We start from the raw sequence: 24,147 nt of genomic DNA, 5'->3' as shown, positions 1-24,147 counted from the left end.
CGTCCGGGTGCCTCAGCGGGCGGGCGGCGCCGTGCTGCCCCTGGTCACCAGCCGCGTCGACAGCTCCGTGCGGGTCCCCTCCGGGCGCTCGCCGTTCATCATCCGCACCAGCAGCCGCAGGGCCGTCGCCGCCATCTCCGACAGCGGCTGGCGGACCGTGGTCAGAGCCGGGTCCGCCCAGCGGGCCTCGGGCAGATCGTCGAAGCCGACCACGCTGATGTCCTCGGGCACCCGCAGCCCCCGCTCGGCCAGCGCCGCGCACACCCCGAGCGCCATCCGGTCCGAGCAGACGAACACGGCCGTCGGCGGCTCGGGCAGGTCCAGCAACTCGCTCGTGTGCAGGCGGGCGGCGGTCTCGTCGAAGCCCGCGTACCGGACGTACCCGGCCCGGTGCCGCACCCCGGCCGACGCGAGCGCGGAACGGTAGCCGGCCACCCGGGCGCTGCTGCACATCGTGCGCCGGTGCCCGGCGATCACGGCCACCCGCTCGTGGCCGAGGCCCAGCAGGTGCTCGGTGGCGGTCACCCCGCCCTGCCAGTTCTGCGCCCCGACCGAGACCACGCCGGGCGGCGGCTCGTGCACCGGGTCGATCATCACGTACGGAATGCGGTGCTGGTCGAGCCAGGCGTACTGCGACGCGGACAGCTCCGCCAGGTTGAACAGCACCCCGGAGGACCCCCGCACGGTGAGCTTGTCCAGCCAGCCCCGCTCCGGCCGGCCGCCCCGGGTGCGGTTCAGCCCGGCCGAGACCACCACCTCCAGACCCGCCTCGTGCGCCGCCTCCTCCACCCCGTGCAGCACCGCCCCCGACCAGGAACTCGCCAGCGAGTGCACCACGAGGTCCACCAGGCCGGGCGCCTTCGCCGCGTCGAAGCGGGGTCTGCGGACGTAACCGAGCCGGTCCAGCGCCTCGGTGACCCGCCGACGGGTCTCCGGCGCCACGTCCTCGCGGCCGTTGACCACCTTCGACGCGGTCGGCACTGAGACCCCCGCCTCGCGGGCCACCACGGCCAGCGTCGGACCGGCCGCCACGCTCGCGCTCCCCGCCGTACGGACCATCGCCGAAACCGCCTTCCCGGCCCGCCCGAGGGCCATCGAAAGTTGCGACCAACGCTGCTTCCGCGGCCCGAACACCGACCGTGCAGAAAGCGCTTCCTACGATAGGTGCGCGTCAACACGGCGGGAAGACATGGGAAATCACGGGATCACGCCAGGCGGCACTTTCGAAACCTCGAACAGCGGAACCGGCCGGTCCGGCGTACACGTGAGCCGGAACCCCGTGAAGTCCGCCGTGAACGCCGCGTCCACCAGGTCCACGGCATGAAGCTCTCCCGGGACGGCGCCACCGCCGACCGGGTCGGACTACTCATGACCAAGTCCCTGTCACCGTTCGACCAGGCGGCGGGCCTGATCGTCACCGGCGGCACCACCGCGCAGCTCATGCTCCGTCCGACAGCGGCCGGCGCATCCGCCTTCACCGCAACGACCACCGTCCAACTCCCCTCCCTCCTACGGCTGAAGCGCACCGGGACCACCTTCACCGCCTCCGTCTCCACCGACGACGGCGCCACCTGGACCCCCCTCGCCGAGGGCACGATCCCCGGCTTCGGTGACGCCCCCTACCACGTGGGCCTGGTGGTCTGCTCCCGCAGCCCGCTGACCCTCGGCACCGCACGATTCGGCGAGGTGATCATCACCTAGCCGTCCTTCCCCCCCCAGACGGGAGCCGCACCCCCATGAGCCGCACCTCCCCCCACCACCGCGACACGGTGCTGAGCCGCCGCGGTCTACTGAAGACCGTCGGCGGTCTCACCGCCGGCCTCGCCCTGGCCGGCACCTCGACCGCCACCGCCGCCCCGGCCACCTTCACCCACCCCGGCATGCTCCACAACCAGGGCGACATCAACCGCGCCAAGGTCCGGGTCGCCGCGGGCGACGACCCCTGGCTGTCCGGCTGGAACAGGCTGACCGCCAACTCCCACGCCCAGTCCACCTGGACGCCCAACCCCCAGGCCACCGTGATCCGCGGCGGCACCGGCGAGAACTACGGCACCCTGTACAACGACATCGCCGCCGCCTACCAGAACGCCCTGCGCTGGAACGTGGCCGGCACCACCGCACACGGCGACTGCGCCGTACGGATCCTCAACGCCTGGTCGTCCCGACTCACCACCGTCACCGGCAACGCCGACCGCTACCTCGCCGCCGGGATCTACGGCTGGCAGCTCGCCAACGCCGCCGAACTCGTCCGCGACCACCCCGATTTCGACCTCACCGCCTTCCAGCGGATGATGACCGACGTCTTCTACCCGCTCAGCACCAGCTTCCTGACCCACCACCGCACGACCTGTACTCGTACGACGACCGCAGGTTCATGAAGGCCGCCCAGTACGTCGCCAAGTACAACCTCGGCGACGACGTCCCGTTCACCACCTACACCCGGGGCACCGGCCAGAGCTGCGCCCAGCAGTCCCAGACCGCGATCTCCTCGGCCTCCCGGGGCCAGGCCCGCCCCGTGTGGGCGATGCTCCACTACCACTACAACCGGCGCCTGTACCTTGACGACCGGTACATCGCCCGGATGGCCGCCACCGTCGCCCCGGAGGGCGGCGGCGGTGACTACGGCTCCACCAGCGGCGGCTACGACCAGCTCGGTTTCGGCACCCTCATGTACGCCAAATAGCCCTCCCGCCGCCCCCGTGCGCCGGAATACCCGGGACGGATGTGGTGCTGTGGTGTTACTGGTGCACGAGCGCTGCGAAGGGCTGGTGGGCACATGACGGCAGACCGGACGGACCCCGTCGTCAGAACGCCGTACGGGGCGGTGCGCGGCAGGTACGAGCACGAGATCGCCGTCTTCCGCGGCATCCCGTACGCCGCCCCGCCCTTCGGGCCCCGCCGGTTCCGTCCGCCCGAGCCGCCCGAGCCCTGGGACGGCGTGCGCGACGCGGGCGCCTTCGGGCCGACGGCGCCGAAACCGCCGTACTCGGAGGCGTTCGCGCAGTACCTGTCCGACCCGGTGGTGCCCGGCGACGACTGCCTCAACCTCAACGTATGGACCCCCGACCCGGACCCCGCCGCCCGGCTCCCCGTCCTCGTATGGCTGCACGGCGGCGCCCTGACCAGGGGCTCCTCCGCCGTGCCGGTCTACGACGGCCGGGCCTTCGCCCGGGACGGCGTCGTCCTCGTCTCCGTCAACTACCGGCTGGGAGTAGAGGGCTACGGACTGTTCCCGGACACCCCCGCCAACCCCGGACTGCGCGACCAGCTGGCCGCCCTGCGCTGGGTGCACGCCTCGATCGCCGCCTTCGGCGGCGACCCCGACCGGGTGACCCTGGCCGGACAGTCGGCCGGGGCGATCAGCACCGGCGCCCTGCTCGCCGCACCCCAGACCCAGGGCCTGGTCCGGCGGGCGGTGCTGCAGAGCGGGTCCCCGGACGCCTCCGACCGCGCCAAGGTACGGCGGATGGTGCGCCGCATGGCCAACCGGCTGAAGATCCCCGCCACCGCCGAAGCCTTCGCCGCCGTCGACCGCGAACTGCTGCTGCGCACCCAGGCCGAGATCGGCCGGCGCAGCAGCCCGGTCCTCGGCGGTCCGGCCTTCGGCATCGTCGAGGACGGCGACCTCGTCCCGCGCGACCCGCTCCAGGCCCTGATCGAGGGCGAGGCCGCCCCGGGCGTCGACCTGCTCATGGGCTGGACCCGGGACGAGTACCGGCTGTGGCTGGTGCCGGGCGGGCTGATGGAGCACGTCGACCGGCTCGGCACGGTCGCCCTGGCCGGCGCCATGGCCCGCTGCCACTGCGGCCACGAAGTGCCACGCGGCTACCGCGCCCTGCACCCGGACGCCGGCCCCGCCGAGATCGTCGGCCAACTGGTCACCGACCACCTGCTGCGCGTCCCGCTGCACCGCCTGGCCGACGCCCGCCCCGCCTCCTCGTACGTCTACGAGTTCGCCTGGCCCTCCAACCTCCCTGGCCTGGAGGCCTGCCACGCCCTGGAACTCGGCTTCGTCTTCGACACCGGGGCCGTCCCCGAGTCCGCCCGCCTGGCCGGCGAGGGCGCGCCGCAGGAGCTGGGCGACACCATGCACGGGGCGTGGGTGCGGTTCGTGACCACAGGGGATCCCGGATGGGAGCCGTGGGATGCCACCCACCCGGTCCGGATCCTCGGCGACGGCACACCGTATACCGCATACGGGCCACGGGATCCCGAAGTCGACCTGTGGTCGACCGTCGCCGGACCACCGGATACGGTCCACGGCACCCACCTGCGCGGCGCCGAACTCGCGGCGACCGTACGCCGGCTGCGCCGGTCGGTCGGCACCCGCCTGCACTGAGACGTCAGCGGCTCCGCACCGAAACGCCGGTCGCCCGACAGCGTCAGTGACCCGTCAACATCAGTCGTCCGCCGCGCCCGACGGCTTCGCCACCGAGTCCCGCACCACCACATGCGGCCCAGCAGCAGATGCTCGTCGGCCGAGTCGGCGGTGTGGCCCAGGGCGGTACGCACGGCCAGGCGGCCCAACTCCCCGTAGGGGACGTGCACTGTGGTCAGCGCCGGGTACAGGTCACGGGCGAACGGGATGTCGTCGTACCCGGCCAGCGAGACGTCGCCCGGCACGTCCAGGCCCGCGTCGTGCAGGGCGGTCAGCGCGCCGGCCGCCACCATGTCCGTCGCCGCCACCACCGCCGTGAACTCCAGCCCCCGCTTCAGGGCCTGCCGCATCAGGCGGTGGGCGTGCCGGCCCCGGCGACGGCCTTGGCGCGCGCGTCGGCGACGTAGTCCATCTCGCGCACCGCCCGCAGGACGCGCGTACGGGTGGCCGCGCTCACCGGGTACACCCCGCCCAGCACCCGGGACACCGTCGACGCGGACACCCCCGCCCGCGCCGCCACGTCCCGGATGGTGCTGCGCGCCGCGTCCTCGCTCTTCCTGGTCATCCGCCTGGTCCCCTCTCCCCGCCCCTCGGGAACAGGGGCAACACGACGGCAACCGGTTCCCCCGCGCCGGAGGCTAGCAGCGGCACCGGCCGGGTAGGAGGGCTTTCGGCCCGCGGGAAGACCCGGTCAGGCGGCGGTCAGCGTCCGGGCGATCGACGTGATCGCCTCCGGCCCCACCCGGCAGCAGCCGCCGATCAGCCGCGCGCCCGCACCCCGCCAGGACTCGACCTGCTCGGCCGTGAAGGTGGAGCGGCCGTTCCAGGCGCGCGCCCCGGCGTCCCAGGCCTCGCCGCTGTTGGGGTAGACGACGACCGGCTTGCCGGTCACCCGGGCGGCGGTCGCGACGGCGTACTCCACGTCCTCGGGGGCGCAGCAGTTCACACCGACCGCGATCACCTCGTCCGCGTCGGCGGCCAGGGCGAACGCCTCCTCCAGCGGCTGGCCCACGCGGGTACGAGCCCCGTCGACGGTATACGAAAGCCAGGCGGGTGTATCCAGTCCGCGCACCGCCCGCAGCAGCGCCGCCGCCTCGTCGGCGTCCGGGACCGTCTCCAGGGCCAGCACATCGGGCCCGGCCGCCGCCAGCACCTCAAGACGCGGCCGGTGGAAGCGCTCCAGCTCGGCCACGCTCAAGCCGTACCGTCCCCGGTACTCGGAGCCGTCCGCGAGCATCGCCCCGTACGGGCCGACCGAGGCCGCCACCCACAGCGGGCGGGCGACCCCCTTGCCGTGGGCCAGGCGGGCCGCCTCCCGGGCCAGTTCGACGCTCAGGGTGAGCAGCCGGGCGGCCTCCGCCCGGTCGATCCCGCGCTTGGCGAAGCCCTCGAAGGTGGCCTGGTAGCTGGCGGTGATCGCCACGTCCGCGCCCGCCTCGAAGTAGGCGAGATGCGCGTCGGTGACCGCCTCCGGTTGCTCGGCGAGCAGCCGCGCCGACCACAGCTCGTCGCTCAGGTCGTGCCCGGCGGACTCGAGCTGGTTGGACATGCCGCCGTCGAGCACGACGGTGCCGGCGGCGAGGGCTTCGGCGAGCGGGGGAGGGGTGTCGCTGGTCATGCCCCGACGCTAGTCGAAGCGGACGGAGCCGGACGAGTGTGTCCAGTAAATGAACAGACAGTCCAGCATGTGGGATGCCGGGTTACGATCACGCCCTCCCCACCCCCGTCCCCCTCCGGATCCGCCATGACCGCTCCCAGCCCCACCGAGGCCACCGAGCCGGGCGACCCCGCCCCGGCCACCGCCGCCGCTCGCGCTCCCCGCCGCACCTTCGGCCTGGCCGCCGCCACCGCCCTCGTCATGGGCAACATCATCGGCGGCGGCATCTTCGCGCTGCCCGCGACCGTCGCCCCGTACGGCACGGTCAGCCTGTTCGCCTTCCTCGTCCTGTCCGTCGCCGCTGTGCTCCTCGCGCTGCTCTTCGGCAAGCTGGCCCGGCGCAGCCCGGTCACCGGCGGGCTGTACGTCTACCCGCGCGACGCCTTCGGCCCGTTCGCGGGCTTCCTGTCGGCCTGGTCGTACTGGACGATGTGCTGGGTCAGCATCGCCGCCCTCGCGGTCGCCGTCGTCGGCTATGTCGACGTCCTCATACCCCTGCACGGCGACCACCTCGCGGAGGGCCTCGTCGCCCTCGCCGCGCTCTGGCTCCCGGCGGCCGCGAACTTCGCCGCCACCCGCTGGGTCGGCGCCGTGCAGATCGTATCCACCATCCTGAAGTTCGTACCGCTGCTGCTGGTCGCCACCGTCGGCCTGTTCTTCGTCGACACCGACAACTTCGGCCCGTTCAACGCCTCCGGCGACAGCGTCCCCGGCGCCGTCGCCGCCTCCGCCGCGCTGCTGCTGTACAGCTTCCTCGGCGTGGAGTCGGCCGCGGTCAGCGCGGGCGAGGTCGACGACCCCGAGCGCACCGTCGGCCGCGCCAGCGTCCTCGGCACGCTCGGCTCCGCCCTCGTCTACCTCCTCGGCACCGTCGCCGTCTTCGGCCTGGTCCCGCACGACCGGCTGGTCGACTCGGGCGCGCCCTTCGCCGACGCGGTGAACGCGATCACCGGCGGCCACTGGGGCGGCACCGCCATCGCCGTGGTCGCCGTCGCCTCCATCACCGGCTGCCTCAACGGCTGGATCCTGATGGCCGCGCAGATGCCGTACGCCGCCGCCCGCGACGGACTCTTCCCGGCGCCGTTCGCGAAGGTCGGCAAGGGCGGAGTGCCCGGCTTCGGCGTCTGGGCCTGCGCGGTCCTCGGCACGGTCCTGATCGCCCTGAACTACACGGCGGGCCCGGACACCACCTTCCGCGTCCTCGTCCTGATCACCACCTTCACCGGCTGCGTGCCGTACCTGCTCTCGGCGGCGGCCCAGCTGTACCGGCTGGCCCGCGGCACCCGCGAGCGCGTCCGCCCCGCCGGCCTCGTCCGCGACCTGATCGTCGCCGCCCTCTCCTTCGCCTTCTCCTTCTGGCTGATCGCGGGCGCCGGCTACGCCGCCGTCTACCAGGGCGCGCTGTTCCTGTTCGCGGGCATCCCGGTGTACGTGTGGCTGAGCGGACGCCAGGAGACGCCGGAGGCCGTCGCCTAGCGCCCAGCGGGCCCCGAGGATCAGTGCGCCGCGTGGCGTCCGCCGCCGCGTCCTGCCTTGGCGGCCCGCAGGCGCAGGCCCGCCGGGAACGCCAGCCCGCCCAGCAGCCCGAGCGCGAGGACGTACGGCCACCAGCCGAAACCGTCGGCCGTGGCGCTCGCGTCACGGGTGCCGGCCACCGCCGGGCGGCCGGAGGCCTCGGTGCGGCTCGGCGCGGGGCTGCCGGCCGTCGCCGCCGTCAGGACGACGTCGTTGCCGTCGCCGCCCCGGTAGCTGATCCGGAAGGTGGTGTCGGCGAGCTTCACCTTCGCCCCTTCCTTCAGCCCGGAGAAGGCGCCGGCGATCTTCGACCGGCCCGTGTGGTCGAGCACGGTGACCTCGTGGGCGGGCTTCGACCCGGCGGCCGACAGATCGAGCTTCCCGGCCAGCCGTACGGCGCCCGCCGCCTTCAGCGGCTTGTCGCCCAGGACCAGTCGGCCCGTGCCGCTCTGGGTGTAGGCGCCGCTCACGGTGAGGCCGCCCGCGACCACGCCGTCGTTGGTCACCGCGCCCTTCACCGTGCCCTTGCCGGTCAGCGTGGTCGCCACCCGCAGGCCCGCCGAGCCCACGTCCAGCTTCGCCCCCGCCGCGGTGAGCCTGATCGCCCTGCTGTGGGCGAGAGTCGCACCGGAGCGCAGCGCCAACGTGCCCTTCCTGACCGTCGTCGCCCCCGTGTACGTCACCCCGCTCCCGGTCAGGGTCGCCGTCGCGGCCCCCGCCTGGGTGAGCGACCCGCTGCCGCTGATCCGCGACAGCACCACAGCCTTGTACTTGTTGTTCAGTATGAGCGAGCCGTTGTCGACGATTCTGTAGAGATCGCCCTCGGTATACAGTCCACCGTCGCCACCGGACCGGCCGCTGCCCAGCCGCAGCACGGCGTTCTTCTCGACGGTCGTCGAGCCGTTGTAGTACTGGACGGCGGCGAAGGTGACGTCGTTGCCCTTCGTGCCCTTGATGACGATGTCGCCGGCACCGGGCGCGGCCAGCGTGTCGTGGTACTCGCCGCCGCCGATGGGGGCGCCCAGGGTCACCGGGCCGTCGTAGTCGAACGTGAGCAGTGAACGGGAGCGCGCCGCCAGCAGGTTGATGTAGACGGTCTCGGCGGTGCCCGGCATGAAGATCTTGTTGGTGGTGCCGTCGCCCCACTGGACGTTCGCGCCCTTGATGTTGGTGCCGCGCTTGTTGACGTTCTTGCGCGCGGGCGTCCAGTTCAGGGCCGGGTCGCTGAGCGAGGGGTTGGTGTCGCCGCCCCGGTCCGACCAGCTGTACTGCCCGGTCAGGACGACCTTGCCGCCCGGCCGGGACTGCACGTTGATGTCGCTGCCGTACTCGCGCTGGTAGAAGTCCATCCCCATGGTGACGGTCTGGCCCAGCGGGGTGTCCACGGTCCAGGTGCCCTGGTTGAGGACCTTGCGCACGTTCGGCAGCGAGGTCGCGTACTCCGGCCGCCCGGCGTTCAGCTGCGTGCCGTTGTCGATCACCCCGGAGAAGGGGTGGGTGCCGGAGAGGTCCCAGGTACCCCAGAGGAACCTCGGCTCGGTGATCAGCCCGGAGCCGCTGACGGTGCCGAGGTTGTAGGCGCTCTTGAGGGACAGCCGCAGGGTGCCGTCGACCCGGATGTTGTCCTGGTTGAGGCGGAACGCCGGGGTGTTGTACGGGAAGTGGTCGATCAGCCCGGTCGTGCCGCCGTCGCCGTACTGCAGGGTCGCCCCGCGCTCGACCGTGATCGCCGGCTGGTCCGGGTTGCCGACGGTGACGTACGGGTGGTTGCCGCCCCGCGTCCTCACCACCTGCCGCTGCCGGGACTTCGGCAGGGTGAAGTCGCTGTCCTTCGTGAGGACCAGTGTCCCGCCGCCGCGCACGGTGAGGGTTCCCTCGCCGTGGAACGCGCCGTCGTACGTGGTCGTCCCGGACGGCACGGTGACCACCGTGTCGCCGGTGAGCGTCACGTCCCGGTCCGCGAGTACGTCGGCGGTGACGTCCCGGGTGCCCGCGGCGGACGCGGGGGGAGCGATGACGAGGAGGGCGACCGCCGCGAGGGCGCCGGAGGCCGCTGCTGCTGTGTGGATATGGCTGCGCACGGCTCTGGAGACGGTCGGGCATGCGCCCCGATAACAGAAATCCGCGACCCGGCTCCCCTCGCAGAAATCGCTTACCGTCTCGTCCCGTCCGACCCGTTGACCTCCTGGTTGCCCACCCTTACCTTTTCGGCGTTCGTAATACCACATGGCGTCCGCCATTTCGAACCGCCGAGAGGCAGTCCGCATGAGCCGCGAGTACGACCTGCCCCAAGTCCCCAGCCGGAGAGCGGTGCTGAAGGGCGCCGCAGCCGGTGCCGTCCTGGCCGCCGTGTCCGGCGCCCCGGCCGCGTCCGCCGCGTCCGCGCACCGGAAGGCGGCCCCGTACGTGAACCCCCTCGTCCCCCAGCGGGCCGACCCGCACATCACCCGCCACACCGACGGCCACTACTACTTCACGGCCACCGTCCCCGAGTACGACCGCATCATCCTGCGCCGCTCCCGCACCCTGAACGGCCTCACCACCGCCACCGAGTCGGTGATCTGGCGGGCCCACGCCACCGGCCCGATGGGCGCGCACATCTGGGCGCCGGAACTGCACCGCATCGACGGCAAGTGGTACATCTACTTCGCCTCCGCGCCCGCCGAGGACGTGTGGGCGATCCGCATCTGGGTCCTGGAGAACGCGAACCCCGACCCGTTCAAGGGCACCTGGGTGGAGAAGGGCCAGATCAAGACGGCCTGGGAGACCTTCTCCCTGGACGCCACCACCTTCACCCACCGCGGCACCCGCTACCTCGCCTGGGCCCAGCACGAACCCGGCATGGACAACAACACCGCCCTGTGGCTGTCGGAGATGGCCGACCCCTGGACCCTGACGGGCCCCCAGATCCGGCTCTCCACACCCGAGTACGACTGGGAGTGCGTCGGCTACAAGGTCAACGAGGGCCCGTACGTCCTCCAGCGCAACGGACGGGTCTTCCTCACCTACTCGGCCAGCGCCACCGACTACCACTACTGCGTCGGCCTGCTGACCGCCGACGCGCGCGGCGACCTCATGGACCCGGCGACCTGGTCCAAGTCGCCGGTCCCCGTCTTCACCAGCAACGACACCACGCGGCAGTACGGTCCCGGCCACAACTGCTTCACGGTCGCCGAGGACGGCCGCACCGACGTCCTCGTCTACCACGCCCGCCAGTACAAGGAGATCACCGGCGACCCGCTGAACGACCCCAACCGCCACACCCGCGTCCAGAAGCTCCGCTGGAAGCCGGACGGCACCCCGGACTTCGGCGTCCCCGTGGCCGACACCGTGAAGGAGAGTGCGTGAGATGAGACGTGCGTACGCGATCCTGCTCGCGCTCTGTCTGGCGCTGGCCGGCGCCCTGACCACCGCGGGACCCGCCCAGGCGGCGGCCCAGACCGTCCCCAACGGCACCCGGTTCACGGACACCTCGGGCGCCGCCCTGCACGCCCACGGCGGCGGCGTCCTCAAGGTCGGGTCCTATTACTACTGGTTCGGCGAGGACCGCAACTCCGACAACACCTTCCGCTACGTGGACGCCTACCGTTCCACCGACCTCAAGAGCTGGGAGTTCCGGGGCCACGTCCTGACCCAGTCCAGCGCCGCCGAGCTGGCCACCGCATACATCGAGCGGCCCAAGGTCGTCTACAACGCATCCACCGGCAAGTTCGTCATGTGGATGCACAAGGAGAACGGCACCGACTACAGCGAGGCCCGCGCCGCCGTCGCCGTCTCCGACACCGTCGACGGGACGTACACCTACCAGGGCAGCTTCCGCCCGCTGGGCCAGTACATGTCCCGGGACATCACCACGTTCGTCGACACCGACGGCACGGCCTACATGGTCTCCGCCGCCAACGAGAACTACGACCTGCACATCTACAAACTCACCACCGACTACACCGGCATCGCCGGCCTGGTCGCCAACCCCTGGCCGGGCGGCCACCGAGAGGCCCCCGCGCTGTTCAAGCGGGGCGGCGTCTACTTCATGCTGACCTCCGGCGCGACCGGCTGGGGCCCCAACCAGCAGCAGTACGCCACCGCGACCTCCCTCGCCGGCCCGTGGACGTCGATGACGAACATCGGCGACTCGACGGCCTACGGATCGCAGACCGCATACGTTCTTCCCGTACAAGGCACGTCGGGTACGTCGTACCTCTACATGGGCGACCGCTGGGGCAACTCCTTCGGCGGCACCGTCAACGACTCCCGCTACGTGTGGCTGCCGCTGACATTCCCGTCCTCCACCACGATGTCCATGTCCTGGTACCCGGAGGTCACCGTCGACACGGCCGCCGGGACGGTCACCGGCACGAGCGCCACGTACAACACGCTGATCGCGCGGCACAGCGGCAAGTGCGCCGACGTGACCAGCCAGTCGCTGTGGCAGGGCGCCCAGATCAAGCAGTACGACTGCAACGGCGGCAACAACCAGAAGTACTGGTTCAAGTCCGTCGGCAGTGGCTACTACCAGCTGACGGTCAGGAACAGCTCCCTGTGCGTGCAGGAGAACGCCGCCACCGTCACCCAGGAGAACTGCGGCTCGGCCACGAATCAGCAGTGGTCGCTGACCACTTCCGGCTCCTACGTGACCGTCAAGTCCCGCGCGAGCGGCAAGTGCCTGGACGTGTCCGGCGCGTCCACCGCCAACTCCGCCGCGATCATCACGTACACCTGCAACGGAGCGACCAACCAGCAGTGGACGCGCGGAACCTGACGTCAGGCCAGTAGGTCGATGGCGTCGATCGACGTGCCCGCGCTGAGATAGGACGTCGTCCCCGAACCGCTCACCACGTGGATCTTCAGCGTGTTGTAGGCGCTGGTGTCCGTCAGCCAGGCGGAGGCCGGAACGCTGTAGCTGAAGGTGTGGTTGTTGCCCCGGTACGAGCCCACGGTCAGTGACCGGGTGCTCGGCTGGGTGGGCGGGGAGGGGATGGCGGAGGTCCAGGTGTCGTTGACGACGACCTGCGGGCGGCCGTTGGCGTAGGCCGTCGTGACGCCGATGCGCAGGGTGTGCGCGGCGGCGGCCTGGGCGGCCGTCAGCCGGAAGTGGACGACGATGCCGCTGTTGACGTCCTTCCAGAGGTAGCAGGGGAAGGCGGACGTCTCGCTGCCGCCGCCGATCACCACATTGCCGGTCCAGGACGCGGCGCGGACGTCGGAGGGATGCGCGTATGTCATCAGGTCCGCGTTCTTGAATCCGCTCGGGGTGCCGTTCCAGTCGCCGATCCGCCAGATGGCGCCCGCGTTGCCCGGGTCGTTGGAGGACGGGACGGCGATCGTGTTCAGTGTGGTCGTCGCGCCCGCGGACACGGTCACCGATGTGCTGTATACCGCCAGTTCGCCTTTGTAGACAGTCAGCGTGTAGACACCCGGCAGTACACCGCCGACCGAGAAGTACCCGTCCGACGCCCGCGCCGGCCCCCAGTACTGCGCCGCCGAGTTCGCGAGCCCCACGGTGTACGGATACGCCGTGTTCCGCCCGGAGACGCCGACACCCGCCACCCGGCCCCGGCCGCTCGGCGCTACGTACCCGGAGATGCCCAGCGAGTCCGCCCACGAGGTGGTCAGGGTGCCCGGGAACAGCGACGAGGAGGGCGCCCCGCCGTCCGTGAAGGCGATGACGTACGGGCCCTGGAGGCCGTAGCGCTCGGCCTCGGTCTGGTTCTCGCCGTAGTACAGGATCTCGTACAGGCCGCCGCCGTCCGCGCTCTGGTGGCGCAGCAGGGAGCGGTAGAACGGACCGCCGGAGGCCTTCTCGTGGTTGCTGCGCACGATCCACAGGCCGACGCCGCCGGCGCTCCAGCCGAGGTAGTCGTAGTCGATGACGCGCAGCTTGGAGTAGTGCTTCGAGCGGGTCTGGCCGTCGGACTTCGCGAACACGTCGGACGCCTCGACGGTGCTGGTGGTGTACGTGTAGGAGTCGGGCTGGTCGTTGGGGAACAGGCCCGCCCTGACGCGCACGATGTACCGGGTGGCGCTGACCGAGGAGTCCGCCTTGTTGGTCCACAGGTAGATGTTGTTCTCGCCGCTGCGGGCCGCGTAGTAGTGCTTCAGCGTGCCGTACGCGACCGAGATCAGGATCGTCGTCCCCGACTGCCTGACGCTCACCGTGGAGGTGCCGAGGCCCGACTCGATGTGCGAGTTCTTGCCGCCGTAGCCCTGGTACTCGGTGCCGCGGTAGACCAGCGAGGTCAGGTCGCCGTTGGTCTTGCTGACCTTGAAGACCAGGTTGGCGCCGGTGTCGACGACGTAGTTCGAGCCGTCGTCGGTGTAGCCGAAGCTCGCGGCGGACGCGGTGGCGGCGAGCGGTCCGGCGAGGGCGGCCGAACCGGCGGCGGCCGCGCCGAGCACGAAGGTACGGCGTCCGACCGGTCTGTTCACGGATCCGGACATGGGGGTGCCTCCTTCGGGAGGTGTGGGGGTGCGGGTGTCTGGCAGGGTGACAGTTGAATCGATTTCGCGAAAGGGCTTTCACAGGCCGGGAATCGGCAATCTTGTGAAATCCGCCGAAGGGCTAGAAAGCGCTTGTGCAGAGCGGTACGGTCCAGCGGCCAGGTCTTGTCGCCGGGACGGAGCCAGGAGTGAGACGTTTCAACGGTGTGCGTACGGCCGCGCTCGCGGCGATGACGCTGACGGCCGTGCTGTCGGCCGCGCCCGCGCACGCCCACGACCGCCGGCCGCCCCTCGGCATCGAGAACTGCACCGCCACCGCCTGCCACTTCGACGTCCCACCCGGCACCTACGACGTGAAGGTCGTCCTCGGCGGCGCGACCGCGTCCAGCACGGCCGTCGGCGGCGAGACCCGGCGCTCCCTGCTCCCCGAGACCGCCGTCGCCGCGGGCGAGCGCATCACCCGCACCTTCACCGTGAACGTCCGCACTCCCGAGGGCGAGCCGGCCGGCGCCGACGGAACGCCCGGCCTGGACCTGGCACTCGGCGGCGTCGCCCCCGCTCTGGCCGGCATCAGGGTCACCCCCGCGAAGCACGCCCGGCAGATCCTCCTCGTCGGCGACTCCACGGTCTGCGACCAGCCCGCCGACCCGTACTCCGGCTGGGGCCAGCAGCTCCCGCAGTACCTCGGCAAGGGCCTGTCCGTCGCCAACTACGCGGATTCCGGCGAGAGTACGGTCAGCTACCTTCAGGACCCGCGGCTGTGGGCGACCGTGCGGCCGCTGATCCACCCGGGCGACCTGGTCCTCATCCAGTTGGCGCACAACGACAAGACGACGGATGAAGCGACGTACCGGGGGAACCTGGAGACCATGGTGGCGGGTGTGCGCGACAGGGGCGGCGAGCCGGTCCTCGTCACCCCCATTGTGCGCCGCTGGTTCAGCGCCGACGGCACCCTGAACAACGACACCGCCCTCCTCGTCAACGGCCTCGGCGTCAACCACCCCGAGGTCGTCCGCCAGGTCGCCGCCGCCGAGGACGTCCCGCTGATCGACCTGACCGCCAGGACCAAGGCGCTCGTGGAGTCGCTGGGCGTGGAGGGCTCGAAGGCGCTGTACCTGTACAACGAGAAGAAGGACAACACGCACACCTCCGTGCACGGCGCGACGGTCTACGCCGGACTGGTCCGCGACGAACTCCTCGCCCGGCATCTGGTGCCCAAGGGCAGGGTGCGGGTGGGATGAGACCCTGGGGCGCCCCGACCGGAACCGGGGCGTCCCAGGCCACCACCGCCTCGGACCCGCCCGGAAGGAAACGCCCCGCTGATGCACCTCCCCGCCGACGACCGCGTCCTCAGCCCGCGCACCGGCTACACCCGTGCCCACTGGGAGGCGGCCGCCGACGCCCTGCTCGCCGCGGTGGAGCCGTACGCCACCGCCGACCGCGCCCTCTACCACCTCCCCGGTGACCGCGAGAGCTGGTCGGGCCGCCTCTCCGACGGCCTGGAGGGCTACGCCCGCACCCTGCTGCTGGCGGCCTTCCGCCGGGACGAGAACGCGCTCGGGCGCTACGCCGAGGGCCTCGCGGCCGGTACCTCCGGCGTCTGGCCCCGCATCGAGGACCGCGGCCAGTCCCTGGTCGAGGCGGCATCCATCGCGCTGGCCCTGCGACTGACCCGCCCGCTGCTGTGGGACCGCCTGGACGACGCCGTACGGCAACGGGCGGCGGCCTGGCTGGCCGACGCGCTGAGCGCCGAGCCCTGGCCCTGCAACTGGGAGTTGTTCCCGGTCACCGTCGGCGGCTTCCTCCAGGAGATCGGCTTCGAGGCGGACGCCGCCCGCAAGGCGATCGACCACGGGCTGGAGCGCATCGAGCAGTGGTACGTCGGCGACGGCTGGTATACCGACGGCGACGGCCGCAAGTTCGACTACTACAACGGCTGGGCGATGCACCTCTATCCGGTGCTGCACGCCTGGCTGGCCGACGACGCCGGCCTGCTCGACCTGTACGGCGGCCGGCTTCAGGCCCATCTCGCCGACTACGCCCGCCTGTTCGGCGGCGACGGCGCTCCGATGCACCAGGGGCGTTCCCTCACCTACCGCTTCGCGACGACCGCCCCGCTGTGGCTGGGCGCGCTCACGGGCCGCACACCGCTGGCGCCCGGGGAGACCCGCAGGCTCGCCTCGGGCGCGCTGAGGTACTTCCTGGACCGGGACGCGGTCGACGACCGCGGTCTGCTGACCCTCGGCTGGCACGGCCCCGACGAGGCGGTCCTGCAAGGCTATTCGGGGCCCGCGTCGCCGTACTGGGCGAGCAAGGGGTTCCTCGGTCTGCTCCTGCCGCCGGAGCACGAGGTGTGGACGGCGGCCGAGGAGCCGGGCCCGGCGGAGCGCGCCGACGCGGTGACGGCGCTCGCGGGCCCCAACTGGCTGCTGCAGTCGACGCGTTCGGACGGGGTGGTGCGACTGCACAACCACGGCAGCGAGGACATCCGCTACGACCCCTACTACACGCGGTTCGCCTACTCCACGGTCACCCGGCCGCTGGGCTCGCCGCCCGACAACACCGTCATGGTGGGCGGCGACCCGGTCCGCACCGGCATCGTGCCGCTGGGAGCGGGGGAGGGCTGGGCGGCCTCCCGGTACACGGTGGGATCCGGGGCCGGGGTGACCAGCCTCGTCGTGGCCGACGGCGCGGTGGAGGTGCGGGCCCATCTGGTGACCGGCGCGGATCCCGGCACACAGGTGCGGGTCACCGGCTGGGTGCCGGGGGAGGACGAGGAGGCCGAACTTGTGCCGGTGCACAACCTGTCGGGCGGGTCCGGGGTGACGGGGGACGGGCCCACCCTGTTCGTCGCCCTGGCCCGCCTCACCGCCGAACCGGACCCCCTGCCCCTCCCGGACCTGGTGTCCGTGGAGGTGCGAGGGGCCCACGAGCTGAGCGTCCGCTGGGCCGGCGGCGCGGTCAGGGACTTCCGGTTCAGGGCGTCAGACGGGCGATCCGCAGACTCGTCGTGGTCGGTGACGCCCCGGGGAGCTTGGTCGCGTAGGACGGGGTGACGGGCGCGTACGCCCAGGTGAGGGAGCCGTCCTCGAGGACCGCCAGGTCACCGGTGATCCGCGCGCTCACCACCGTGTCCGCGCCGGCGAACCTGCCGTTCCAGTCGACGAGACGCAGATGGGTGCCCGCGAAGGTGCCGGTGCAGGTGCCCTCGGCGCACTTGGCGTTCTTCAGGGACTCCCAGGACAGCAGGAGCTTGTCCTTGCCGTACGGGGCGAGATGCACGTTGACGTGCTCGGTGCCCTTGGTGCTGGACAGGTAGACCGCCTTGCCGGGGCCGGAGTCGCGGTTCTTGAGGAAAGCGATCGCCACCTGGTGGGTGGAGGTCTTCGGGGTGACCGTCCAGCCGCGTCCGCTGGAGTCGTCGGGGTTCTTCCTGGCGGAGGCGGCGCCACGGGAGGCGAAGGCGGTCGCGTACCTGCCGGTGGACGACTTCACCAGGTCACCCGTGCGGCCGGGGAAGGTACCCCCGCAGTACCCCGCCCAGCACTGCTCGCGCTGCACGACCGGAGCCTCGTCCGGGGCGCCGATCCCGGTCGACACGAAGAGCCCCGAGCGCCAGTCGTCGAAGCAGAGGGAGGTGAAGGCGCCGGAGGACTCGGCGTGCAGGGCGATGCCCTCGTTGTGGCTGCACCCCCAGGCCCAGCCGCCGCTCAGCTTGGCGCCCTTGGGGCTGACGTACGACAGCTTGTCGCCGTAGTGCCCGTCGGCGAATCCGCCCGCGCCGTGCACCACGAAGTAGGCGCCGTACTTGCTGCCGTTGAAGGTCAGCTTGCCGTCCAGCAGCGGGGCGGTGTCGTGGGAGGAGGTGCCGGTGAGCTTGGTGGACCAGGTCTTCCTGCCGCCCCTGTAGCGGACGATCGCGGCGGCCGTCTCATGCCACTTGTTGGTGTCCGGTACCCGGGTGAGCAGCGCGAAGCCGTTGTCGTGCGCGACGAGGCCACCGACCTCCTTGGCGCCCTTGACGACCGTGTCCGCGCCCGAGCGCTTCCCGGCCGGGGTGAGCGGCGTGACATGGACGCCGTCCGCGGCGGGCCAGGCCACGCGCAGGGCCCCGTCGGGGGCGACCGCGGTGGCGGTGCGGTTCCACTCCCGGGTGTTGTTGTAACCCGCCTCCAGATACGGGAACTTGGCGGGCAGGCTCACCTTCGTGGTGCTCACGGCCAGCGCGGGCGAACCGGCCGGCGCCGCCCCGGCGGTCGCGTACCACGCCCCGGCGAGCAGCCCGGCCGCCGCGAGGCCGCCGATCGCGGGTTTGCGGGCCACCCGGACCCGGCGGTGGCCTGTCGTACGTCGTGCAGTTGTCATGACCGCCGGTCGCCGCCAGGCCTCGAATAGGTTGCCGAAATTCGTTCACCCTTTTTTACGGGGGTCGACAAGAATCGCACCCATGACTTCCAAGATCCGCCACATCACGGTCGGTTGCGCCGACGCCCACGCGCTCGCGACCTTCTGGTCCCAGGTCCTGGGCCTTCCCCTGCACGAGGACGACCACCCGGGCGACGAGGAGGCGCTGATCGAGGAGGCGGGCCTGCTCTTCGTCACCGTGCCGGACGCCAAGACCGTCCGCAACCGCGTGCACCTCGACCTCCAGCCGCAGGACCGCACCCGCGACGAGGAGGTCGAGCGCCTGCTCGCCCTCGGCGCCACGCTGTTCGACGACCACCGCAGGCCCGACGGCACCGGCTGGGCGGTCCTCACCGACCCCGAGGGCAACGAGTTCTGCGTGGAGCGCAGCGCGGGGGAACGCGCGGCCTAGGCCGTGTCCGCCCCGCGACGCCCGGCGCGGACACTTCGGCCGCCACCGAAGTGATCCGCCCCTAGCGTTTCCGGGCATGAGCGACACCGCATCCCGCACCCCCGCCGCACTCGACACCCCCGCCCGAGCCGTCACCGGCACGGTCGACCATGTGCTCGCCCTGGCCGCCACCTGGACCGCCTGGGACGGCACGCCCGCCCGGGCCGACGACCGCGTCTACACCCCGCACAAGGCGATCCGCCGCGTGGCCGACCACCTGATCGACCACCTGGCGGAACTGGAGTCCCGGCTGGCGGGCGCGGACCCCCAGCCCGACCACTGGCACGCCTCCGCGATCACCACCGCGGCCGATCTGGCGCCCTTCACCGCCGAGGACCTGGACGAGGCCCGCAGCCGCCTCACCCGCCTCGCCCGCGTCTGGGCGCACCGCCTGGACGCGCTGACCGAGGAACAGCTCGACTCCTCGCCCGGCGAGGGCTGGAGCTTTCGTCGACTCGCCCACCACCTCCGGGAGTCCACGTACTACGCCGACGCCGTGGGCGACCTGTCATGACGGCCTTCGCCGGCCTGCACCGCCCGGGCGATCCGCTGCTCCTGCCCAACGCCTGGGACCACGCCTCGGCGGCGGCCCTCGCGGCCCGGGGCTTCCCCGCGATCGGCACCACCAGTCTCGGCGTCGCCGCCGCCGTGGGACTGCCCGACGGCGCCGCCGCCACCCGCGAGCACACCCTGCGCCTCGCCCTCGTCCTCGGCACCGAGCCGTTCCTGCTGTCCGTGGACGCGGAGGGCGGCTTCGGCGACGACCCGCAGGAGGTGGGCGAGTTCGCGCGCGAACTGTGGGCGGTCGGCGCCGTCGGGGTCAACCTGGAGGACGGGCTGGGCCCGGCCGACCGGCACGCGGCGAAGATCGAGGCGGTGAAGTCGGCGGCGCCCGGCCTCTTCGTGAACGCGCGGACCGACACGTACTGGCTCGGCGACGGGCAGGACACCCTGCCGCGCCTGGACGCCTACCGACAGGCCGGTGCCGACGGCGTGTTCGTCCCCGGCCTGACCGACCCCGGGCGGATCGCCGCGCTGGTACGGCACCTCGAGATCCCCCTCAACATCCTCTACTCGCCCGCCGGGCCCACCGTCGCCCACCTCGCCGACCTCGGGGTGAGCCGGATCAGCCTCGGCTCCCTGCTCTACCGCCGGGCGCTGGGCGCCGCGCTGGACGCGGTGGCCGGCATCGCCGAGGGGCGGGCGCCGCGGGGGACGACACCCTCGTACGACGCCGTACGGGCGCTGGGGCGTCGGCCGGGATGAGAGCGACGGCACTGCCCGGTTCGCCCTGCCCTGGTACGGTGGATGCTTTCGTGGGTATCAGACCCTTTGGACTCATCACCGGCGAGGGACCGAGGAACCATGGACATGGAGATCCCCGGCGAGAGGCGGCTGGCGGCCGCCGTCGTGATGGACGAGCAGGGGCGGGTGCTCCTGGTGCGCCGCAGTGAGCGGGAGCGGTTCCTGCCACGGGTGTGGGGCGTGCCGTGCGGGAAGCTGGAGCCGGGGGAGAGCCCCGAGGACGGCGCCCTGCGCGAACTGAAGGAGGAGACCGGCCTGCTCGGCGAGGTCCTCCGCCGGGTCGGCGAGTCGTCCTTCCTCAGCGACTACCGCGGGCACGAGGTCAAGAACTGGCAGGACAACTTCCTGGTCAGGCCGCTCACCCGGCACGTCACCCTCCCCGAACCGGACCAGGCGTACGCCTGGTTGCCCCCCGCCGGGCTGTCCACGGTCGACATCGACGCGTACAACCTCGACGTCGTACGCCAGGCACTCACGAACTCCTGAGCAGCTCCGCGAGAGCGCTCAGCGCGGCCAGATAGTCGCCCACGTCCATCGGCACCTTGGGCACCGCCCCCGGATGCGGCCCCGCCGCCGTGAACACATCGGTGTGGCGCCGCCGTTCGGCGCCCGTCTCCAGAAACAGCGTCACCGTCGTCGCGTCCGTGTCGCACCAGGCGCGGTGCAGGGTGTGCGCGGGCAGGGCGTAGGAGCTGCCCGCCGCGTACCGTCCCTCGTGCGCGAGCCGCAGCCGGGCGCGTCCGGCGGGCCGCAGCAGCCAGTCGGCCGAACGGTCCGACAGGGACTCCTCGTAGCGGTCGGCGCCGATCCCGCCCTCCCCGGCTCCCGTCTCGTACAGCTCCATGGCGAGCCTGCCCCTGACGACGTAGGAGGCCAGCGGCGAACGGTGGTTGTGCACGTCCTCCCTGCCGGGCGCCGCCGCTCGCGGATGCCACACGTGGGCGCGCAGCATGTGCTGGGGGCCGCCGTCGATCAGCAGCAGCTTGTCGAAGCCGAGGACGTGCCGGTACGACAGCCGGGCACAGCCCTCCGGATCGCCCTCGCCCGAGGCGAGTTCGGCGATCAGCTCCAGCAACCGGTCCGGGTCACCGAGTTCGGCCACCACGCCGCGCGCCGCGGCGGTCGCGACGTGTTCGGGCAGCTCACCGTCCAGCGCCCCGGCCAGCAGCCGCCGTGCCGCCAGAACCTGCCGACCGCCCATGCACACCCCACTTCTGACAGCAGCTCACTCAACCGGCTGATACATCCATACGGCATGGGCCCGCAGCGCCGAAAGACCTTGATACGTCATCCACATGGGCCGGCGCAGCTCGGCTCCGTCGCTCCGCCCCCAGCTCCAGATGCCGTCCGTCTGCCCCGCCCACACGGCGGCGACCGCACCCTCCAGCCGCTCCCGCCACTGGGCCTGGAGCCCGTCCGCGCGGGCGACGTCGCGGGCGCCCGGGGTGAGCAGGGCGCGCACCATCCACGAGGCGGTGAAGTGCCGTACGTTCAGCACCTCCTGGCGGATGGGGTCGTCGGTGCGCGGCCGGCGGATCTCCTCGCGCAGGTTCTCCACGTCCAGGCAGGCGTGGTGCGGGGCGTCCGGGCAGGCCAGCAGCCAGCGCACCCCGTCCTGGCGGGCGGCCCGGGCCCCGGCCGTCTCGCCCAGCACCCGGGCCGCCCGGTCCAGGGCGACCACCGCCTGCGCGGTGTGCAGCGGCGACGGGGGGCCGTAGGAGGGCTGGAGGCGGTAGCCCCAGCAGCGCAGGTGCTCGCGGCGCTCGTCGTCGATCGCGCCGTCCACCAGGGTCTCCCGCAGCAGCGGCAGCAGTGCCGAGCGAGGCGCCGCGCGCAGCAGCCCGCGCAGCACGGTGGTCACCACGTGCGTGGACTCCCGTCCCATCGGGTCGAGTTCACGGGTGAAGGCGGCGGAGCACCGGGTCACCTCCGCCGCGAGCCGCTCACCGGAGGATCCCGCCCGCGCCAGCGCGCCCAGCACCAGCGCCGTCACCTCCGGACGGGCCTCGGCGCCCTGCGAGCGCGCCGACCAGCCGCCGCCGGGCAGCCTCAGCCGCCACAGCGTGTCCACCAGGTCGCCGGTGTTCAGCCGCCCGTCGGGCACGCCCAGGTCGAGCATGATGTGCAGGCCGTACGCGGTGCCGACCGGCGTGGGCGGCCACGGGGCGGACTCGCCCAGCGAGTGCGTCCAGCCGGTGAGCCGCCCGCGGGCCGGGTCGTCGACCACCCTCACCTGCTCGACCAGCGTCTCGTACGCGGCGGCGAACACCCCGGGCAGCGGTCCGGGCGCGGCGGTCGCCGCCCGCACGGGCAACGCCACCGCCCGGCCCGGGCGGGCGGACCGGGCCTTGAGCAGCGCCGCCGCCAGCCAGGCCGCGAGGCCCGTGCCCACCCCGCTCACCACGGAGACCAGCCACTTCGCGAGCTCCCCGCCGAGGGAGCCGGGCAGCACCCCGAACAGGAACTGGAACACCCCGTACCCGGCGGCGGCGCACCCCAGGCTGCCCAGCCAGCCGACGAAACGCGCCGGGGGCGAGCCCGTGCCGTCCGGGGACGCGGGGCCGGCGCCGGGGGATCTCAACGGCCCTCGTCCGAGCTGCTGTTGCGACAAGGCGCGCTCCCTCCCCCAGGGCGGCACGTGACACCCGCGAAGCTTCCAGTCTAGGTGGTCAGGGGTGCCTCAGGGGTGTCGACCGGAACCAGCGTTTCCGCGAGCCGGTCGGCGAACGCCACGGGATGTTCGAGCGCGCCGAGGTGCCCGCCGGGGAACTCGGCGAAGACGCCACCGGTCCGTTCGGCCACCGACGCGGCCGCCTCGTACAGGACCTGACCCCGGGAGTCGGTTCCGGCGGCCACGGTGAGGCGGCCGGGGGAGGCGGTGAAGTCCGGTGCGTACGAGGTGAAGGGGCGCAGGACGTGGGCGAGGAAGACACCCATGGGGCTCTCGGGGGCCGCGTCCGATGCCTCCAACGCCTCGATGAGCCGGGTCCGTCGGGCCGCCCCGTCCGGCAGCAGCGTCACACACGGCGGCTCGTGCGCGACCACGTGCCGCAGCCGCCCGCGGTGCCGGGCGAACAGGTCGAGGGCCGCGATGCCGCCGGAGCTGGTCCCGAGGACACTGGCGGACTCGCCCGCCGCGAGCACCTCCTCCAGTACCGCGTACGCCCCCTCGCTCCAGTCCGCCACCCGCTGGTCGGCGACCGGCCGCCCGAGCCTGCCGTGCGCGAGGCCGAGGGGGTCGTACGTCACCACGGTGAACCGCTCCGCCAGCCGCTCGGTGACCGGGCCGAGCCCCATCGGATGCCCGGCCCCGCCGGGGATGACCAGCAGGACGGGCCCGCTGCCGGTGACGTCGTAGTGCGGTTCACTCATCGGTCTTCTTCTCCCGTGGCCAGTGTTCCAGGGCGATGTGCAGGGCGTCGATCGCCCGGTCCCAGGAGGCCTGGACGTCGCGGGGCGCGCCGAAGCCGCCCGCCGACTCCAGGGCGCAGTAGCCGTGGAAGGTGCTGCGCAGCAGGCGTACGGCGTCGGTGAGGTCGGGTTCGTCGAGGCGGTAGGCGCGCAGCATGCCGTAGGTGACCTCGGCGGTGCGCCGCAGCGCGGGGGAGCCGGCCAGGAGGTTCTGGTCGATCCGGATCTGGGTGGCCGCGTACCGGCCGGGCCGCTCCAGGGCGTACGCCCGGTACGCCCCGGCGAAGGCGGCCAGCGCCTCCTTCCCGGCCCGTCCCGCCACGGCCTCCGCGATCCGGTCGACCATCTCGGCGCCCGCGAACAGCGCGAGCCGCGTCCGCAGGTCTCCCAGGTTCCTGACGTGCGAGTACAGACTCGCGTCCTTCACCCCGAAGCGGCGGGCCAGTGCCGACAGCGTGACGTTCTCGAATCCCACCTCGTCGGCGAGTTCCGCCGCCGCCGCGACCAGGCGGTCGGCGGTGAGTCCGGCGCGGACCATGAGACACCTCCTAGGTTTCCTAGGGGAAATCCTAGGGCACCTAGGTTTCG

20 protein-coding genes and 3 pseudogenes are annotated in these 24,147 nt (G+C 72.4%); 12 read left to right on the top strand and 11 right to left on the bottom strand.

The annotated features are described in order from the left end of the window. Positions 1 to 12: 12 nt before the first annotated feature. Positions 13 to 1,059, bottom strand: a complete 1,047-nt coding sequence (locus ACZ7L0_RS03250) for a LacI family DNA-binding transcriptional regulator (protein ID WP_471240975.1) — start codon at positions 1,057 to 1,059, stop codon at positions 13 to 15. A 267-nt stretch (positions 1,060 to 1,326) separates the two neighbouring features. Between ACZ7L0_RS03250 and ACZ7L0_RS03245 the strand changes: the two are divergent. The 3 genes and pseudogenes from ACZ7L0_RS03245 to ACZ7L0_RS03235 form a co-directional block, all read left to right on the top strand. Continuing rightward, positions 1,327 to 1,701, top strand: a pseudogene (locus tag ACZ7L0_RS03245) (Ig family protein); the annotation flags it as partial. Positions 1,702 to 1,736: 35 nt separating this feature from the next. After that, positions 1,737 to 2,683, top strand: a pseudogene (locus ACZ7L0_RS03240) (hypothetical protein). Positions 2,684 to 2,776: 93 nt separating this feature from the next. Then, positions 2,777 to 4,339, top strand: coding sequence for a carboxylesterase/lipase family protein (locus ACZ7L0_RS03235; protein ID WP_471240662.1), 1,563 nt, complete (start codon positions 2,777 to 2,779; stop codon positions 4,337 to 4,339). Between the two features lie 209 nt (positions 4,340 to 4,548). Here the strand turns inward: ACZ7L0_RS03235 and ACZ7L0_RS03230 are convergent. The 3 genes and pseudogenes from ACZ7L0_RS03230 to mmuM all read right to left on the bottom strand — a co-directional run. After that, positions 4,549 to 4,728, bottom strand: a pseudogene (locus tag ACZ7L0_RS03230) (substrate-binding domain-containing protein); the annotation flags it as partial. Next, a complete protein-coding gene (locus tag ACZ7L0_RS03225; protein WP_471240661.1) occupies positions 4,728 to 4,943 on the bottom strand; it encodes a LacI family DNA-binding transcriptional regulator in 216 nt (71 codons plus the stop codon). The gene ACZ7L0_RS03225 and the pseudogene ACZ7L0_RS03230, both read right to left, overlap by 1 nt. A 126-nt stretch (positions 4,944 to 5,069) precedes the next feature. Further along, a complete protein-coding gene (gene mmuM / locus ACZ7L0_RS03220) occupies positions 5,070 to 5,996 on the bottom strand; it encodes a homocysteine S-methyltransferase (protein WP_471240660.1) in 927 nt (308 codons plus the stop codon). 126 nt (positions 5,997 to 6,122) lie between these two features. Between mmuM and ACZ7L0_RS03215 the strand changes: the two genes are divergently transcribed. Then, positions 6,123 to 7,511, top strand: a complete 1,389-nt coding sequence (locus ACZ7L0_RS03215; RefSeq protein ID WP_471240659.1) for an amino acid permease — start codon at positions 6,123 to 6,125, stop codon at positions 7,509 to 7,511. A gap of 20 nt (positions 7,512 to 7,531) precedes the next feature. On the opposite strand, the gene ACZ7L0_RS03210 is transcribed toward ACZ7L0_RS03215, so the two are convergent. Continuing rightward, positions 7,532 to 9,631, bottom strand: a complete 2,100-nt coding sequence (locus tag ACZ7L0_RS03210; RefSeq protein WP_471240658.1) for an autotransporter — start codon at positions 9,629 to 9,631, stop codon at positions 7,532 to 7,534. Positions 9,632 to 9,815: 184 nt separating this feature from the next. Here ACZ7L0_RS03210 and ACZ7L0_RS03205 point away from each other — a divergent pair, with 184 nt between their 5' ends. Next, the gene (locus ACZ7L0_RS03205) at positions 9,816 to 10,898 is read left to right on the top strand and encodes a glycoside hydrolase family 43 protein (RefSeq protein ID WP_471240657.1); all 1,083 of its coding nucleotides are present in this window, start codon (positions 9,816 to 9,818) and stop codon (positions 10,896 to 10,898) included. Between the two features lies 1 nt (position 10,899). After that, entirely contained in the window at positions 10,900 to 12,309 is a 1,410-nt protein-coding gene (locus ACZ7L0_RS03200; RefSeq protein ID WP_471240656.1) for an RICIN domain-containing protein, read from the top strand. A 2-nt stretch (positions 12,310 to 12,311) separates the two neighbouring features. On the opposite strand, the gene ACZ7L0_RS03195 is transcribed toward ACZ7L0_RS03200, so the two are convergent. Then, entirely contained in the window at positions 12,312 to 13,988 is a 1,677-nt protein-coding gene (locus tag ACZ7L0_RS03195; protein ID WP_471240655.1) for a rhamnogalacturonan lyase B N-terminal domain-containing protein, read from the bottom strand. 188 nt (positions 13,989 to 14,176) lie between these two features. Here ACZ7L0_RS03195 and ACZ7L0_RS03190 point away from each other — a divergent pair, with 188 nt between their 5' ends. After that, on the top strand, positions 14,177 to 15,229 hold the full coding sequence (locus ACZ7L0_RS03190) for a rhamnogalacturonan acetylesterase (protein WP_471240654.1): 1,053 nt from the start codon (positions 14,177 to 14,179) through the stop codon (positions 15,227 to 15,229). 81 nt (positions 15,230 to 15,310) lie between these two features. Next, positions 15,311 to 17,044, top strand: a complete 1,734-nt coding sequence (locus ACZ7L0_RS03185) for a DUF2264 domain-containing protein (protein ID WP_471240653.1) — start codon at positions 15,311 to 15,313, stop codon at positions 17,042 to 17,044. Here the strand turns inward: ACZ7L0_RS03185 and ACZ7L0_RS03180 are convergent. Then, the gene (locus ACZ7L0_RS03180; RefSeq protein WP_471240652.1) at positions 16,965 to 18,353 is read right to left on the bottom strand and encodes a hypothetical protein; all 1,389 of its coding nucleotides are present in this window, start codon (positions 18,351 to 18,353) and stop codon (positions 16,965 to 16,967) included. The two genes, ACZ7L0_RS03185 and ACZ7L0_RS03180, sit on opposite strands and share 80 nt — an antisense overlap. Positions 18,354 to 18,435: 82 nt before the next feature. Between ACZ7L0_RS03180 and ACZ7L0_RS03175 the strand changes: the two genes are divergently transcribed. From ACZ7L0_RS03175 to ACZ7L0_RS03160, 4 genes are all read left to right on the top strand, one after another. Continuing rightward, positions 18,436 to 18,804 carry a VOC family protein gene (locus tag ACZ7L0_RS03175; RefSeq protein WP_471240651.1) on the top strand — a complete coding sequence of 123 codons (369 nt, stop codon included), beginning with the start codon at positions 18,436 to 18,438 and terminating at the stop codon, positions 18,802 to 18,804. A gap of 76 nt (positions 18,805 to 18,880) precedes the next feature. Continuing rightward, positions 18,881 to 19,357: a hypothetical protein gene (locus tag ACZ7L0_RS03170; protein ID WP_471240650.1), complete on the top strand. Its 477-nt coding sequence runs from the start codon at positions 18,881 to 18,883 to the stop codon at positions 19,355 to 19,357. After that, the gene (locus tag ACZ7L0_RS03165) at positions 19,354 to 20,109 is read left to right on the top strand and encodes an isocitrate lyase/PEP mutase family protein (RefSeq protein ID WP_471240649.1); all 756 of its coding nucleotides are present in this window, start codon (positions 19,354 to 19,356) and stop codon (positions 20,107 to 20,109) included. Before ACZ7L0_RS03170 ends, ACZ7L0_RS03165 begins: the two co-directional genes overlap by 4 nt. Before the next feature lie 99 nt (positions 20,110 to 20,208). Then, positions 20,209 to 20,634: an NUDIX hydrolase gene (locus tag ACZ7L0_RS03160; RefSeq protein ID WP_471240648.1), complete on the top strand. Its 426-nt coding sequence runs from the start codon at positions 20,209 to 20,211 to the stop codon at positions 20,632 to 20,634. On the opposite strand, the gene ACZ7L0_RS03155 is transcribed toward ACZ7L0_RS03160, so the two are convergent. The 4 genes from ACZ7L0_RS03155 to ACZ7L0_RS03140 are packed head-to-tail and all read right to left on the bottom strand — an operon-like array spanning position 20,621 to position 24,097. Further along, on the bottom strand, positions 20,621 to 21,349 hold the full coding sequence (locus ACZ7L0_RS03155) for a hypothetical protein (RefSeq protein WP_471240647.1): 729 nt from the start codon (positions 21,347 to 21,349) through the stop codon (positions 20,621 to 20,623). The genes ACZ7L0_RS03160 and ACZ7L0_RS03155 overlap by 14 nt on opposite strands. 24 nt (positions 21,350 to 21,373) lie before the next feature. Further along, positions 21,374 to 22,759 carry a hypothetical protein gene (locus ACZ7L0_RS03150; protein WP_471240646.1) on the bottom strand — a complete coding sequence of 462 codons (1,386 nt, stop codon included), beginning with the start codon at positions 22,757 to 22,759 and terminating at the stop codon, positions 21,374 to 21,376. A 50-nt stretch (positions 22,760 to 22,809) separates the two neighbouring features. Continuing rightward, the gene (locus ACZ7L0_RS03145) at positions 22,810 to 23,520 is read right to left on the bottom strand and encodes an alpha/beta fold hydrolase (RefSeq protein ID WP_471240645.1); all 711 of its coding nucleotides are present in this window, start codon (positions 23,518 to 23,520) and stop codon (positions 22,810 to 22,812) included. Beyond that, on the bottom strand, positions 23,513 to 24,097 hold the full coding sequence (locus tag ACZ7L0_RS03140) for a TetR/AcrR family transcriptional regulator (RefSeq protein ID WP_471240644.1): 585 nt from the start codon (positions 24,095 to 24,097) through the stop codon (positions 23,513 to 23,515). Before ACZ7L0_RS03140 ends, ACZ7L0_RS03145 begins: the two co-directional genes overlap by 8 nt. Between the last annotated feature and the right edge of the window lie 50 nt (positions 24,098 to 24,147).

This window comes from Streptomyces sp. NPDC039424 (genome assembly GCF_055639495.1).
The sequence above is the reverse complement of the archived record's forward strand: the minus strand, read 5'-3'. Positions and strand labels throughout refer to the sequence as shown.